Genomic DNA, 15,455 nt, shown 5'->3' on the forward strand with positions numbered 1-15,455 from the left:
GCGGGATTCGTTTCGACTGACAAGCGACGTTGTAAAACGGCGGATTTTCACCCTTCCATAAAAATTCATAAATTTTAGGAAACCGGTTGCACAAAATTATGCAATCGATTACAATCATTAATGCAAGCGATTGCATTGGCGGTCGTTCTAAACAGAGAAAAAGTTCCGAATAGGAAGGAAGCGTATAGCATGAAACAGCTCATCTCATTTGATTTTTGGCAAAAACTCGGTAAGGCCTTGATGGTCGTTATCGCCGTTATGCCGGCAGCAGGACTCATGATTTCGATCGGTAAATTGATCGGCATGTCAGCCGGAGACGTCAGCATCTTACTCACGACGGCACGCATCATCGAAGACTTAGGTTGGGGCATCATCGTCAACTTACATATCTTGTTCGCGGTCGCCATCGGTGGCTCGTGGGCGAAAGACAAGGCCGGCGGTGCGTTCGCCGCACTGATCGCCTTCATTTTGATCAACCGTGTCACAGGCGCCATCTTTAACGTCAACGGCGCCATGCTCCAAGACCCGGAAGCGACAGTCCAATCCCTCTTTGGGGCCGACCTCGTCGTCGCTGATTACTTCACATCTGTCCTCGGTTCACCTGCCCTGAACATGGGTGTGTTCGTCGGGATCATCGCCGGTTTCCTCGGTGGTGCTCTTTATAACCGGTTCTACAATTTCAGTAAATTGCCGAACGCCTTGTCGTTCTTCAACGGGAAACGGTTCGTCCCGTTCGTCGTCATCCTCGGTTCGGTCGTCGCGGCGATCGCGCTGTCGATCATCTGGCCAACAATTCAAGGGGCACTCAACAGCTTCGGCCAATGGATTGCCACGTCACGTGACACGGCACCGATCCTCGCGCCGTTCATCTACGGTGCACTCGAACGTCTGTTGTTACCGTTCGGTCTCCACCACATGCTCACCGTCCCGATGAACTACACGGAGCTCGGTGGCACGTACACGATTTTAACAGGCGCGACAGCTGGTTCAGTCGTCGCCGGTCAAGATCCGCTTTGGTTAGCTTGGGTGACGGACCTCGTCAACCTTCGCGCCGCTGGGGATACGGCTGCTTATAACACGCTGCTCGCTGACGTCGTACCGGCCCGTTTCAAAGTCGGTCAAGTCATCTTGTCGTTCGCCGCACTCATCGGTGCCGCTTATGCGATGTACCGTAACGTCGATGAGGACAAGAAAGCCCAGTACAAGCCGATGTTCCTCTCGGCCGGTCTCGCCGTCTTCTTGACGGGTGTCACTGAGCCGATCGAGTTCATGTTCATGTTCGTCGCTCCAGTCCTTTACGTCATGTATGCACTCATGGCCGGTGCCGCCTTCGCCTTGGCGGACATTATCGACCTTCGTGTCCACGCGTTCGGTGCGATCGAGCTATTGACGCGGATCCCGATGATCATCAAAGCCGGACTCCTGCAAGACTTGATCAACTTCTTCCTCGTCTCGGCTGCGTTCTTCTTCATCAACTTCGGGGTGTTCAACTTCTTCATCAAGAAGATGAACTTGCCGACGCCTGGACGCAACGGCAACTATATGGAAGAAGCGACAGAGCAATCGACGGTGACCGGCAACGAGCAGGTCATGGGGATTATCGCACTACTCGGTGGGGAAGATAACATCGAGGACGTCGATGCCTGCATGACACGTCTTCGTGTCACAGTGAAAGATATGTCGCTCGTCTCAGAAGAGCGCGAATGGAAAAAGAACGGCGCCATGGGTCTCATCTTGAAAGACCGTGGTGTCCAAGCAATCTACGGCCCGAAAGCCGACGTATTGAAGTCTGACATTCAAGACGTCATCGGTGCATAATCAACAGGCCAGCTCGTGCGAGTTGGCCTGTTTTTTCTAAAGGAGGACTACTGTGAATATTTTGACGCTCAACTGTCACGCCTGGTTAGAAGATCGGCAACAAGAGAAAATCGACTCAATCGTGGAACGGATCGCGAGCGAGGAGTATGACATCATCGCGCTCCAAGAAGTGAACCAACATAAAGAAGCGCCGCTGATTGACGGTCTCATCCGTGAAAACAACTTTGCCCACGTCCTCGTTGAAAAACTCCGTGAGCAAGGGGTCGCCTATTACATGACATGGGATTTCGCCCATTACGGCTATGACATCTACGAAGAAGGCGTCGCGATCTTATCGCGGACACCGTTCGTCTCGACCGAGTCGTTTTTTGTCTCCAAAACGACCGACCCGAACGATTACAAGTCTAGAAAAATTGTCAAAGCCGTCGTTAGCGGCACGGACGAACCGACGGCCGTCTACTCGTGCCATCTCGGTTGGTGGCATGATGCGGACGAACCGGCTCGTCACCAGCTCGATGAACTGCTACGCCGCGTCGAAGATGACGACCGAGCTCTCCTGCTCGGCGACTTCAACAACGACGCGTTTCTGCGCGGTGAAGGCTACGACTATTTGATCGACCACGGTCTTCAAGACTTGTTCTTTCTCGCGGCTGAGCGCGAAGGCGATGCGACCGTCCAAGGCAAAATCGCCGGTTGGGACGAGAACAAGCAGGCGCTTCGCATCGACTTGATGTTGACGAACGCCCCGATCCACGTTTCGCGCCACGCCGTCGTCTTTGACGGCGACAACGGACCAATCGTGTCAGACCATGCCGGTGTCGAAGCGACCGCGTTTTGGCGTTAAGTTCCATGCCCTTTTCTTTCATTCCACTCTGCAAAGACACGATTATCGTGTCTTTTTTGCTGGCATTTTTACGTAAAGGGAGTACAATTTACTTATAAAAAATAAGTTTCTTGAATAAAACGACAACGTTGAGGTGAATTACATGGATCAACATCCAACAAAAGTGAATGCGGCGTTTATCATTTTACTGATCGGTGTGTTCATGGCTGCTCTTGATAACGGGATAATTAGTGCCGCCCTGACAACCATCAATGCTTCCTTTGACGTGACGGCAACCCAAGGGACGTGGGGCATCACCCTGTACACGTTGGGACTCGCCATCGCAACCCCGATTGTTGGTAAACTATCGGACCGGTATGGACGAAAAAAGCTGTTCCTCATTGAAATCGCAATTTTCACAATCGGATCGCTCGGCGTGGCATTGAGTCCGAACTTCACGTTTTTCTTAGCCTCACGGTTGCTCCAATCATTTGGCGGCGGCGGGATTTTCATCATCGCTAGTTCCTATGTTATCAGCACGTACACGAGAGAGAAGCAAGGAAGCATGCTCGGGTTGCTCGGCGGGATGAACGGAATCGCTTCGGTCATCGGTCCAAATATCGGCAGTTTCCTCATTGACATGACCGGAACGTGGCATTGGTTATTTTTAATTAACGTACCAATCGGATTACTGCTGTTAGTTGGCGGTTTCTTCTATCTTGAAGAAACGAAAGCGACCGCCTTGTCTAAAATCGATTTCCTCGGTATTTCATTGCTATCGCTGTCGATTTTAAGCGTCATGTTCGCCATCAATAATCTCGGGACAGGCAACTTGTTCCGCAGTTTGTTCTCACAAGCCGTGCTCGGATTGTTATTGATTGCTGTCGCTTTGTTCGCTCTGCTCATGTATGTCGAGAAGAAACGTGAGCGCGGAACGCGTTACGATCCATTCCTCCCATATAGCTTGCTTCGAAAACCGACGTACGCTGTGACGATGCTCATGGCCCTTTTATCGGGAACCTTGATTGGAGCCGTCATCTTTATTCCTTCGTTCGTGGAGCAAGTGCTTGGGATTCCTGCAGCGAAGTCAGGCTATTGGATGACGCCACTCGCCATCGCATCTGGAATCGGTGCCGGGGGCGGCGGATACTTTGTCGATAAGCAGGGACCCGTCAGAACATTGATCTTGTCTGGTGTCATTTCAATCATTGGTTACGGGGGGCTCGCCTTTTTCGTCGACACGAAACTGTCGTTCGTCCTCTTCTCCGTCATCGCCGGGATTGGATTTGGATTTGTACTCGGTGCGCCATTGACCGTTCTGACAGCAAACGCGGCGGGTCTTCAAAAAGGAACGGCGCTCGGGACATTGTCCGTCTCGCGTCAAATCGGATTGACGATTGCACCGACCATTTTCGGTGCATTCATTCAAAATGGATTCAGTCAATTGGACACATTGATTCCGCAGAAGTTACGAGCGTATGGAATTGACCCGGCCAGCATCCCGCCCGATCAGCTCGACCAACTCGGCGGCTCGTATGGAGATCTTCAATCTCGAATTGACCAAATTCCTATAGAGAACGTACGTCTTGCTTTAACGGATGCCTTCCAACAAGCCGCCCACTTGGCGTATCAACCTATCTATGTGGCGACAAGTGTGGCGGCGCTTCTCATCATCATCTTAGCGTTCGTTTTTCGAAAACAGTTCGAGCGTGATGCTGAAGTAATGGAGAATCGACAACAACATGAAGAGTAATCCATGAGTCGGCTCTGATTTAACCCTTTTCTTTCACAATGTGAGCGAAAAGGGTTTTGCTTTTGGCGAAAATTCGGTATGGTTGGAAACGACTGAAGTCTAACAACCTTGAACGAAAGAAGTGATTTTATTTTGACAACCACTCCATCGCTCAGTCGGACCGACTGGACGCTCATCTTATCGCTCGCATTGCTCACGTTCGTACTCGGTACAAGTGAATTTGTCATCGTCGGGATTTTGCCCGATATCGCCGATGGCCTGTCCATTTCGATTGCCACGGCCGGTACGCTCGTCTCGGCGTTCGCGATCACGTTCGCCATCGGCACACCGCTCACGATGTCGTTCACAAGCCACTTGCCAAAGCGAAAATTGATGCTCACGCTCACTGTTGCATTCATCGTCTTCAATTTGTTCAGTAGTCTCGCCCCGACGTACGGAATGTTACTTGCACTCCGGATGATGACCGCCGTCGTGACGGGTGTGCTCATCTCGCTCGCCATGCTCGTCGCGAGCGAGTCGGTTCCGGCCGGGAAGCGTGGGATTGCCGTCTCGTTCATTTTCGGCGGCTTCACGATGGCGAACGTGTTCGGTGTTCCGCTCGGGACTTTCATCGGGCAACGCTCGGGCTGGGAAGCGACGTTCTTCATGACGACCGCACTCGGTGTCGTCGCGTTATTCGCGGTCTACCGCGTCGTCCCCAACCAGTTATCGAGCGCGAAGACGTCGATCTCTGACCAGCTCCGCCTCTTGACGAATCCACGTATTTTGATTGCCTTCTTCATCCCGGCTTTCGGATTCGGTGCGACGTACGTCGTCTATACGTATCTCGTCTCGATTTTAAAAGGCGTGCTCGGCGTTCCGGTCGCATGGATCAGTCCGATCCTGCTCGCCTACGGTTTCATCTCAATTTTCAGCAACATGGCAGCCGGTAAGATTGCGAGCCATAATCCGATTGGACGGCTCCGGTTCGTCTTTCTCATCCAAGCGTTCGTCTTGGCAGCCTTGTATGTGACGACGTCGAACGTGACGCTCGGTCTCATCAATATCGCGTTCATGTCGTTCATGGCAATTCTGCTCACGACGTCGACGCAAATCTATTTGATTGATTTGGCCGAGAAGTTCAATCCAGACGCCAAAGGTCTGGCCTCGTCGCTCATGCCGGTCGCGAGCAACGTCGGTATCGGGATGGGCTCTGCCGTTGGTGGTCTCGTCTATGCGAACGCACCCGTGATGATGCTCGCCCTCGTCGGCGGTGTCGTCGCCCTCATGACCGCCTTGCTCACAGCGGTCAGTCATCGTCTCGACCAACGCTAAACAGCGTGCCCGAACCCGGGCACGCTGTTTTTTTAGAGCCAATCTACGATTTGATCGATTGTCTCATCAAGTTGCTGTTTCGCGCTGAGCGGGCTGTCGTTATCCCCGTCTTGCGGCCCGTACATCCCAAATTTGGCATGATTGCCACCTTCGATCTGATGGAACGTGGCGTCACTCGGCACGCTGTCACGGCTCGCCTCGATATCGGCCGGTGTCGCCAGACCATCCAATTCACCCGAGATCGACAAGACGCGCAAGTCGCTATCCGTCATCGAGCTGATCGGATACGAGGCGAGGAAGATGACCCCGTCGACTTTATCTTCGTTTTCGAGCGCATAGCCCGAGGCGGCCGAACCGCCGAGCGAATGACCGGCGACGTACCAGCGCTCGATATCGGGATGTGCCTCGATGATTGTTTCCGCTGCATCGATATCTAAGATGCCGAGGTTCAAGCGCAGCGACGGGATGGCGACAAAGTGCCCTGCTTCCGCCAATCGGGTCCCGTAATAGGCGTACGCCTCTTTATCGACTTTTGCACCCGGGTACAGGATAATCCCGACCTCGCTCCCCGGGTCACCGAACTCTAGTCGGTTGTCGACCTGTTCAGCTTCAACCGCATAGCCAAGCGCTTCATCCGTCGGTCCGTACGTCATTTGCGTCCAAACGACGAAGCCGATCACGGCGACAAGGATGACGGCAAGCAACGACAGTCCGATCCACTTCAGTTTTCTCTTCATTATATACCTCCATTTGCATCCACTTCGTCGTCACGGTACACTAATAGTAAAAAAGGGAAATACCAGGGGGACACCATGACGAAAAGTTCTGTAACCACGACGATTCAGTGGTTTATTTTTATTTTAGCTACCAATATTGTACCACCGCTCGCCATCGCCGCCCTATTTGAACTGTCGCCGGCCGAGACGATGACGTTCATCTCGCGCTCGCTGTTCATCTTCGCACTGTTCAGCATCATCCAGACGCTGTTCGGCCACCGTCTGCCGATCTTAGAAGGACCGGCCGGCATTTGGTGGGGTGTGTTCACGCTGTACGCCTCGATCGGCCCTGCCCTTTACGGCAGCGGGCAAGAGACGCTCCAAGCGCTCGGCTTCATGCTGTTCTTGAGCGGTGTGCTCGGCGTGGTCATGACCGTGACCGGACTGCTACGGCGCATGTTGTCGCTGTTCACGCCTCAAGTGCTCGGCGTCTATATGATCCTGCTCGTCCTGCAACTATCCGGTGCCGTCATTAAAGGCGGTTTCGGTGTGAGCGAGGACGGCATCAATATCGTCCAAGCCGTCGCGACAGCCGGGCTCGTCTTATTCGCACTCACGCTCGAGCGGAGCCGCTTCAAACAATACGGTCTCGTCATGACGCTTTTCGTCGGGTTCGGATTGTTCAACCTGCTCGGTCTCGGCAATCCGATCGTTCGTTCGGACTCGTTCTTCCTTGTTCCCGAGCTGTTCCCTTTCGGCGCTTGGGTATGGGATTGGAACTTACTTCCGACCGCTTTCGTCATCACACTTCTACTCATGACGAACGTGCTCGCGAACATCAAATTGATTGAGCGCATCGTCAGTTCACGGACGAAACAACAAGTCGAAGGCAACGTCGCCGCGTCCGGCGTCGTCAGCGGCGTCAGTCAGATGGTCGCTGGTTTGTTTGGAACGCCTGGACCGGTCGCGATCTCTGGGACAGCCGGTTTCTTGTCGTCAACGGAGAGTGTGCACCGTGCCCCTCACCTCGTCGCTCACGGCTTAATGATGGTGCTCGCTTTAATCGGACCGTTCGTGTCGCTCATCGCAAGCATCCCGGCCGCGGTCGGGTACGCCATCGTTACCCCGCTCATCGCGACGATGATCATCATCGGGATTAACGAGGCCGCGTTCGAGTTGAACCAAAAGACGGCGTCGCTCACGGTCGGCCTGCCGCTCGTCATCGGGGCCGGGGCGATGTTGCTCCCGCCTGGAGCGATGAACGATTTACCGCCGCTCCTTGCGACCGTGTTCTCGAACGGTCTCGTCCTCGGGACGGTCGTCGCCTTGACGACCGCCATCCTAAGCCGAATCCACGACTAAAAAAGAACTGACCTCGCGCCTGAGGTCAGTTCTTTTCGGTTACGTGCATATGGAAAGCTTTGTCGTGCGGTAAGACGGCACCGTCTTCCGCCTCGAAGTGTTCGCGGTCCTTGAAGTAAGCCGCAACCGTCAATGTGTCCCGATGAAAGGCACGCTTGAACGCTTGCTCGGCCGTGACCGGTGTCCCATCATCGTTCTTCAGTTCGAGACCCATCAGCTTGTAGCCGATCGTTTGACCACCGCGGCTCATCTGGCACGCCTCGATCGCATACGAGACGAGTGTCGGTGTGATGACGGTGTGGACGAACTCGCTCTTCACTTTCTTCCGGACGAGCTGTTCGACACCGAAACTTAGTAACCCGGCAATGACACCGTCAATCATGACGGCTTTCGTGCGTTTACTCGTCACTCGCTTCATTGGCTCATCCCCTGCATCATTCCAGACGTCAACACTTCCGTGCCTTGTCCTTCTTCTGCCGCCATGATCAAGGCCCGGGCCACATGTAACGCTTGGATTGGGGCCGCGTTTGGCACTTTTTCGAGCAACAGCGGTTGGAATGGGCGGCTGACGACTTCAGCCGCTTTCTCACCGAGCCGGAACGACTCGCGGTCGCCGAGTAAGAGCGACGGGCGAGCGATAATCAAGTGCTCGAACCCGAACACTTTGAGCCCGTTCTCGAGTTCGCCTTTCACTCGGTTGTAGAAGAACGGCGAGCGCAATGACGCACCTTGTGCCGAGACAACGGCGTAACGTATGGCGCCGTGCCGTTTCGCGACACGCGCGACTTCGAGCGGTAACTCGAGGTCGACATGTTTAAACGCCTGCTGCGATCCGGCGACGGCAATCGTCGTACCGAGTGCACAGTACACATCGTCAATGTGAGGCAACGTCTCATCCATCTTTTCAAAGCCGACAACTTCATGTAATTTCGGGTGACTCCAACGTTTCGAGCGGCGGACGACGATCCATACCGCATCATACCGTTCTTGTTCGAGCAACTGCTCGACGAGCTCGCGTCCGATCAAACCGGTCGCGCCGACAACGAGTGCTGTTTTTCCCATCCTAGTTCCCCCTTGTTACGTACTCCTTTCAGTCTAGCTGACTTGCCGTTCATCGGCAACGACCTCGTCGGGACTGAACCGATCGACGAGACGGAAGAAACCGTTCAAGAACAGGGCTGTGAATGAGCCGGCAACGATGGCGCTATCCGTGAACAGTTGGATCGATTCCGGCATATTGGCGACAATGCCTGGGTTGGCCGTGATGCCTAGTCCGATGCCGATCGAGAGCGCGATCGTGATCAAGTTCTCGTTTTTCGCAAAATCGACTTGGCTAAGGATGCGAATCCCCGACGCGGCGACCGTTCCGAACATGACGAGCATCGCCCCACCGAGCACCGGTTTCGGGATGAGCGTCGTGAACGTCGCGACTTTCGGCAAAAAGCCGAGCAAGATCAAAAGCCCGCTCGTCCAAAAGATGACACGACGTGATTTGACACCCGACAGCTGGACGAGTCCGACGTTTTGACTGAACGTCGTGTACGGGAAGCTGTTAAATATCCCGCCGAGGATCGTCGCCACACCTTCGGCTCGGTACCCTTTCGTCAATTCGTTTGATCCGATCGGTTTTTTCGTGATGTCACTCAATGCCAAGAACACACCGGTCGATTCGATCATCGAGATGATGGCGACGAGCGTCATGACGAGAATGGCCGACACGTCAAACGTCGGCACCCCGAAGTAGAACGGCTGCACCATTTGGAACCAGCCGGCCTCACGGACCGGGCTGAAATCGACGAGACCGAGGAACGCGGCGACACCGGTACCGATCAAGACGGCGAACAAGACCGCTGCCGCCCGACTGAAGACGGTACCGACTCGGTTCAAGACGAGAATCAAACCAATCGTCAATCCTCCGAGCGCCAAGTTTTGCATCGAAGCGAAACCAGGTTCACCTGGCGCGCCGCCCCCGATATCATTGATGGCGACCGGGATGAGCGAGAGGCCGATGATCGTCACGACCGAACCAAGGACGACCGGCGGGAAGAATCGGGCCAGTTTGCCGACGAAGCCTGAAATCAAGATGACGATGACACCGCTCGCAATCAACGCCCCATAAATCGCTGTAATACCGCTCGAACTGCCGATGGCGATCATCGGACCGACCGCTGTGAACGTACAACCGAGCACGACCGGTAGCCCAACACCGGTGAAGCGGGTCGTCCATACTTGAAGCAATGTCGCGACGCCGCACATGAACAAATCGATGGCGACGAGATACGCGAGCTCAGTCGGTCCGAGCCCGATGGCCCCACCGACGATGAGCGGGACGATGGCTGCGCCTGTATACATCGCAAGCAGATGTTGGAACCCGAGACTGGCCGTTTTGAACGTGTTCATCGGACACCCTCCACGAACGTAATACTGTTTGCCTCGAGTTTCTCGATGCGAGCGAGTGATTCGACACGATACCCGTTGTCGATCAGTTTATCCCGTCCTGGTTGGAACGACTTCTCGATGACGATGCCGACACCCGCGACAATCGCACCGGCCGATTCGACGAGTTGCGTCAAACCGAGAGCGGCTTCTCCGTTGGCGAGGAAGTCATCGATGACAAGCACACGCTCTCCTGGTTGGACGAAGCGACGGCTCAAACTGATGCGGTTCGTCTCTTGTTTCGTGAACGAGTAAACGTCCGCTTCGACGAGGTCGTCTTGGAGCGTGAGCGATTTACGTTTACGGGCGAAAACGAACGGGATGTTCATCTCAAGCGCCGTCATCATGGCTGGGGCGATCCCGCTCGATTCGAGCGTGACGATCCGGTCAATTCCCGCGTCACGGAACCGGTCCGCAAACTCTTTCCCGATTGCCTGCATCAAGACCGGATCGACTTGATGATTCAAGAAGGCATCGACTTTCAATACGTGTTCGGACAACGCTTGTCCTTCATCTCTGATTTTGTCTTCTAACTGCTTCATTGTTTTCCCTCCAATAAAAAAATGCGATTCGTCACCCCAACCCGGGGACGACGAACCGCATGGAAACAAAACGAATGCACACGACAAGCGTCACCCGTAGTCGAACCATTTACGGTGGTTCGGTAGAGACTTGTGAGCCATATTCTCACGGATATACGAGTGCGAATCTTTTATTTATATAAGTTAGGACTTATTCTAGACGATATTTTTTAAATTGCAACCCGTTTTGGAAAAGACGGCTAAAAGTTCGATTTTTCTGAAACTGCTGTATACTAAAGATACTGGAAAAACGAGAGGAGCCACATCCATTATGAAGCTATTCGTTTTAGGTGCCACCGGTCGGACCGGTCATCAGTTTGTCGATCAAGCGATCGAGCACGGCCATCATGTCACCGCTTTCGTACGGGAACAGAAAAAATTGATTCGGACCCCGCAACTTGAAATCATCGAAGGCGACGTCACGGACAGCGCCGCATTGACGGACGCTCTCGCCGGTCATGACGCTGTCATCAGCTGCCTCGGGACTGACCTCGAGGATTCAGATTTCTTGGCCCGTGTCACCGATGCACTCGTCCCGGCGTTAAAAGCGAACGCCATCAACCGGGTCGTCTACCTTGCCTCGGCTGGGATTGACAAAGAAATTCCGGGCATCGCCGGTACGGTCGTAACGTTCATGCTTCGGAAACCGCTCCGTGATCACCGGGCCGCGGTCGATTTGTGGCGCAACTCATCGTTCGATTACACGATTGTGCGGCCGATGCAACTGACTGACGGTCCCCGGACCTCGGTGTATCGCACGTCCGTCGACAGTATTCCAGACAACGGGAAACAGATCTCGCGAGCCGACGTCGCCCAGTTCATGCTGAACGCCGTTGAAGAACACCAATTCGTCCGCCAATCGGTCGGACTGGCGTACTAATTTTTTTGAATCCATGCTACAATATCGGATAGTCAACTTTGAAGGGAACGAATACGAATTATGAGTATATTAACAGTACAAAACTTGAGCCACGGTTTCGGTGACCGCGCCATTTTAAACGACGTGTCTTTCCGTCTATTGAAAGGCGAACACATCGGCCTCATCGGAGCGAACGGTGAAGGCAAATCAACGTTCATGAACATCATCACGCGCAAACTTCAACCGGACGAAGGGAAAATCGAATGGGCGAAAAACGTCCGTGTCGGTTACCTCGACCAGCACGCTGTCCTCGCCCGCGGGATGACGATTCGTGACGTGTTGAAAAGTGCGTTCCAATACTTGATCGACATGGAGACACGCATCGGCGAACTCTACATGGAGATGGGTGACGCGACACCGGAACAGATGGACGACATGCTCGCTGAAGTCGGTGAACTGCAAGAGACGCTCGACTCGAACGACTTCTATATCATCGATGCGAAAGTTGAGGAAGTCGCCCGCGGACTCGGTATTTTAGACGTCGGGCTCGACCGTGACGTCGCTGATTTGTCAGGCGGACAGCGGACGAAAGTGTTGCTAGCGAAGTTGCTCCTTGAAAAACCGGACATCCTCCTCCTTGATGAGCCGACCAACTACTTGGACGAGATTCACATCGAATGGTTGAAGCGTTATCTCCAAAACTATGACAATGCGTTCATCTTGATCTCGCACGATATCCCATTCCTAAATAGCGTCATCAACTTGGTCTACCATATGGAAAATCAAGATTTGTCGCGCTACGTCGGCGACTATGACAAATTTATGGAAGTGTATGAGATGAAACGGTCGCAGCTCGAGTCGGCTTACAAACGCCAACAGGCAGAAATCGCTGACTTGAAAGATTTCGTCGCCCGCAACAAGGCCCGCGTCTCGACGCGGAACATGGCGATGTCACGCCAGAAGAAACTTGACAAGATGGATGTCATCGAGCTAAGCGCGGAACGTCCGAAGCCAGAATTCCGGTTCTTGCAGGCACGCACGTCAGGCCGTCTCATCTTTGACGCGAAAGATCTCGTCATCGGTTACGATGAGCCGCTCTCACGTCCGCTCGACCTCCAAATGGAGCGCGGTCAGAAAATCGCCCTCGTCGGTGCGAACGGGATCGGGAAGACGACGCTCTTGAAAAGTCTGCTCGGCATGATCAATCCGCTCGAAGGAACGGTCGAACGCGGCGAGTTCTTGGAGATCGGGTACTTCGAACAAGAAGCGGCCGTCAGCAACAACACGTGTATCGAAGAGATTTGGAGTGAGTTCCCGTCACTCAACCAGCAACAAGTCCGGGCCATGCTCGCGAAGTGTGGTCTCATGACGAAGCATATCGAAAGTAAGATTGCGGTCCTCAGTGGTGGGGAGAAGGCGAAAGTCCGTCTCTGTAAGCTTCAAAACAACGAATCGAACTTGCTCCTCCTCGATGAGCCGACGAACCACTTGGACGTCGACGCGAAGGAAGAGTTGAAGCGCGCGTTGAAAGAGTATAAAGGCAGTATCCTACTCATCAGTCACGAACCGGAGTTCTACCAAGACATCGTCACTGACGTCTGGAACTGTGAATCGTGGACGACGAAAGTATTCTAATCCATGTAGAGGAAGTGTCGCATGACTGGTCCAATCCAATTGAACGAACGCATCGTTCTGTATGACATCATCCGAGGATTTGCCTTATGCGGCATCTTCCTCGTCAACATCCCAAGCATGCTCGGGAGCGACTGGATTTCTGGTAACCCCGACTATATGGGGAGTGATTTACTCGTCCGGACGCTGTTCGACTTATTCGTCCAGACGAAGTTTTATACGATTTTCTCGCTTTTGTTCGGGATTGGCTTCTCGATTTTCCTTGAGCGCTCATATGCGCGTGGGGACTCGGTCGGCCGTTACATCCGACGAATCGCCATCTTATTCCTCTTCGGACTTGCTCACCTGGCCATCTGGTCGGGTGACATCTTACATACGTATGCGATGTGGGGCTTATTGCTCCCGTTGTTTTATGGGTTGAGCAACCGCGTGATTTTGACATGGGCGTGGGGTTTGTTGATTACGAGCTTTGTATTGTTCTATGTCTCATCCATGTACTTAGAATTGTTTCTCGGATTAAGGTTTTTGGGCGATCCCTTCCCAGCCATCTTTAATTCCGGTTTTGGTCCGTGGTTCGACTATCGCTTAGACAAAGAGATTTTTGCTATGTTCCAAACCTCATTTTTTGTCGGGGTTGAAATTCTAAGCCTGTTCTTGTTCGGCCTTTACATCGGGCGGGAACGGAAGCTGCTGACATGGACGATTCAAGGATTGACGCGGACGGCCATCATCTGCGCGGTAGCTGCCCTGCCGTTCTTCGGAGTCATTGTTTGGCATCATTACGGTGGCGGTGCAGATTATTCGGCGACGAACTCCGCGGCTGTCCTCGTCTCCGGCAAACTGCTCGCGACGACGTACGTCTGTTTCTTCACCATCGCTGTCCGCAACGGGCGCGCGTTCCGTCCGCTTCAAGCGCTCGGTCGCATGGCGCTGACGAACTATTTGACGCATACGCTCGTCGTCGTCATCCCGGTCATCGCTTTTGGCTACTATGGTCACCTGTCGTTGACGGAAGGTTTGTTCCTGAGCATCGCGATTTTGATTGCACAGGCGTTCTTCTCGATGTGGTGGTTAAAATCACATCGCTACGGTCCGTTCGAGAAGTTATGGCGCAACGGTACGTATGGGCTTCAAAAAAATAAGGATGCTGCCTAAAGGCCGAACGATTTCGTTCGGTCTTTTTTTTGTGCAGGTAGGAAATCCCAGAAACTCACGCTATCCTAATTGAGGAAAACGCTTGCATTATCAAGGAGGAACGTATGTCACAGTTAGCGATCGAAGTGAAAGGTCTCGTCAAACAGTACAAAATCATGGAGCGGGATGCGGGCTTGAAAGGCGCAATCAAAGCACTGTTCACGCGGAAATACCGCATCAAAGAAGCCGTGAAAGGCATCGATCTCTCCGACCATGTACTTCTTCGAGGGACGTGGGTTCATGATGTTTGCGCTCGCGACCCCGTTCGTCGCTGTCGTATCACTCGTAATCGCATACCGGTTTTGGCTTTACGGACTGCGAGCGTTCGCAAGTAAGGGTTCATAACTATTTAAGGGAAAGGCTGATGATATGAACATCACGAGACAGTGGGATCAGGAAGACAGTGAATTTATTCGGCAACGATTAATTGAATACAACCTATCTCAATTACCAGAAGAAGTGAAAACTCCTATCCAACAAGTCAGCTTCATCTTAAGAAATGAGGATGAAGACATCGTCGGCGGTGTGACGGGCACGATTTTTTGGCAGATGCTACACATCAACTTTTTATGGGTCGATGCGAGCGTTCGCGGTTCAGGGTACGGAAAACAATTAATGCGTGACATCGAGAAATTGGCAATCGATCAAGCCTGCAGACTGATTCAACTCGATACGTTCAGTTTCCAGGCACCAGAGTTTTACATCGCCCTCGGCTATGAGGTCGTCGGTGTGATTCCCGGCCATCCGACACCAGAGCACCAACAATATTATTTGAAAAAGACATTAACTGTTTAATCAATCATTCATCACAGAACAGGCCCGAAGCATTCGCTTCGAGCCTCAGGCTGTTGACGAACCAAATCGCCCATCGCGATTTGGTTCGTCTCTTTTTGTGTTCATCGAGCTCGAGGCGCTCTGCCCGGCATAAAATTGAAGAAATGCTATGTAGACGGTCTTTTTCGGCCAA

Annotated in this window: 15 protein-coding genes and 1 riboswitch; of the genes, 10 read left to right on the forward strand and 5 right to left on the reverse strand. The window is 53.1% G+C overall.

Translation table 11 applies throughout. From position 1 onward, the window contains the following. Positions 1–189: 189 nt before the first annotated feature. From EVJ22_RS13735 to EVJ22_RS13750, 4 genes are all read left to right on the forward strand, one after another. On the forward strand, positions 190–1,818 hold the full coding sequence (locus EVJ22_RS13735; RefSeq protein ID WP_070328330.1) for a PTS transporter subunit IIBC: 1,629 nt from the start codon (positions 190–192) through the stop codon (positions 1,816–1,818). 52 nt (positions 1,819–1,870) lie between these two features. Then, the gene (locus tag EVJ22_RS13740) at positions 1,871–2,662 is read left to right on the forward strand and encodes an endonuclease/exonuclease/phosphatase family protein (protein WP_131444131.1); all 792 of its coding nucleotides are present in this window, start codon (positions 1,871–1,873) and stop codon (positions 2,660–2,662) included. Positions 2,663–2,804: 142 nt separating this feature from the next. Next, a complete protein-coding gene (locus tag EVJ22_RS13745; protein ID WP_071398852.1) occupies positions 2,805–4,394 on the forward strand; it encodes an MFS transporter in 1,590 nt (529 codons plus the stop codon). Between the two features lie 132 nt (positions 4,395–4,526). After that, positions 4,527–5,708: an MFS transporter gene (locus tag EVJ22_RS13750; RefSeq protein WP_233589725.1), complete on the forward strand. Its 1,182-nt coding sequence runs from the start codon at positions 4,527–4,529 to the stop codon at positions 5,706–5,708. Between the two features lie 32 nt (positions 5,709–5,740). Here the strand turns inward: EVJ22_RS13750 and EVJ22_RS13755 are convergent, their stop codons facing one another. Beyond that, the gene (locus tag EVJ22_RS13755; RefSeq protein ID WP_131444133.1) at positions 5,741–6,445 is read right to left on the reverse strand and encodes an alpha/beta hydrolase; all 705 of its coding nucleotides are present in this window, start codon (positions 6,443–6,445) and stop codon (positions 5,741–5,743) included. Between the two features lie 75 nt (positions 6,446–6,520). Between EVJ22_RS13755 and EVJ22_RS13760 the strand changes: the two genes are divergently transcribed. Next, positions 6,521–7,786, forward strand: a complete 1,266-nt coding sequence (locus EVJ22_RS13760) for a purine/pyrimidine permease (protein ID WP_071398849.1) — start codon at positions 6,521–6,523, stop codon at positions 7,784–7,786. Positions 7,787–7,811: 25 nt separating this feature from the next. On the opposite strand, the gene EVJ22_RS13765 is transcribed toward EVJ22_RS13760, so the two are convergent. The 4 genes from EVJ22_RS13765 to EVJ22_RS13780 are packed head-to-tail and all read right to left on the reverse strand — an operon-like array spanning position 7,812 to position 10,764. After that, positions 7,812–8,204: an RDD family protein gene (locus tag EVJ22_RS13765; RefSeq protein ID WP_071398848.1), complete on the reverse strand. Its 393-nt coding sequence runs from the start codon at positions 8,202–8,204 to the stop codon at positions 7,812–7,814. Continuing rightward, positions 8,201–8,848, reverse strand: coding sequence for an NAD(P)H-binding protein (locus EVJ22_RS13770; protein ID WP_071398847.1), 648 nt, complete (start codon positions 8,846–8,848; stop codon positions 8,201–8,203). The genes EVJ22_RS13765 and EVJ22_RS13770 overlap by 4 nt, the downstream gene beginning before the upstream one ends. A 33-nt stretch (positions 8,849–8,881) precedes the next feature. Beyond that, entirely contained in the window at positions 8,882–10,186 is a 1,305-nt protein-coding gene (locus EVJ22_RS13775; protein WP_131444134.1) for a nucleobase:cation symporter-2 family protein, read from the reverse strand. After that, positions 10,183–10,764 (reverse strand): xanthine phosphoribosyltransferase, encoded by a 582-nt coding sequence (locus EVJ22_RS13780; RefSeq protein ID WP_131444135.1) that lies wholly within the window; start codon positions 10,762–10,764, stop codon positions 10,183–10,185. The genes EVJ22_RS13775 and EVJ22_RS13780 overlap by 4 nt, the downstream gene beginning before the upstream one ends. A gap of 77 nt (positions 10,765–10,841) precedes the next feature. Further along, positions 10,842–10,943: riboswitch (purine riboswitch) on the reverse strand. A 131-nt stretch (positions 10,944–11,074) separates the two neighbouring features. Between EVJ22_RS13780 and EVJ22_RS13785 the strand changes: the two genes are divergently transcribed. The 5 genes from EVJ22_RS13785 to EVJ22_RS13810 all read left to right on the forward strand — a co-directional run bounded on the left by EVJ22_RS13785 (position 11,075) and on the right by EVJ22_RS13810 (position 15,283). Further along, entirely contained in the window at positions 11,075–11,683 is a 609-nt protein-coding gene (locus EVJ22_RS13785) for an NAD(P)-dependent oxidoreductase (RefSeq protein WP_131444136.1), read from the forward strand. Between the two features lie 60 nt (positions 11,684–11,743). Next, the gene (locus tag EVJ22_RS13790) at positions 11,744–13,297 is read left to right on the forward strand and encodes an ABC-F family ATP-binding cassette domain-containing protein (protein WP_071398843.1); all 1,554 of its coding nucleotides are present in this window, start codon (positions 11,744–11,746) and stop codon (positions 13,295–13,297) included. A 21-nt stretch (positions 13,298–13,318) separates the two neighbouring features. Beyond that, on the forward strand, positions 13,319–14,449 hold the full coding sequence (locus EVJ22_RS13795; RefSeq protein ID WP_071398842.1) for a DUF418 domain-containing protein: 1,131 nt from the start codon (positions 13,319–13,321) through the stop codon (positions 14,447–14,449). Between the two features lie 104 nt (positions 14,450–14,553). After that, positions 14,554–14,823: a hypothetical protein gene (locus EVJ22_RS15585; protein WP_071398841.1), complete on the forward strand. Its 270-nt coding sequence runs from the start codon at positions 14,554–14,556 to the stop codon at positions 14,821–14,823. Positions 14,824–14,857: 34 nt separating this feature from the next. Next, positions 14,858–15,283 carry a GNAT family N-acetyltransferase gene (locus EVJ22_RS13810; RefSeq protein WP_071398840.1) on the forward strand — a complete coding sequence of 142 codons (426 nt, stop codon included), beginning with the start codon at positions 14,858–14,860 and terminating at the stop codon, positions 15,281–15,283. The last annotated feature ends 172 nt before the right edge of the window (positions 15,284–15,455 follow it).

It is taken from the genome of Exiguobacterium sp. SH0S7 (genome assembly GCF_004337195.1).
Taxonomy (GTDB): Bacteria; Bacillota; Bacilli; order Exiguobacteriales; family Exiguobacteriaceae; genus Exiguobacterium; species Exiguobacterium aurantiacum_A.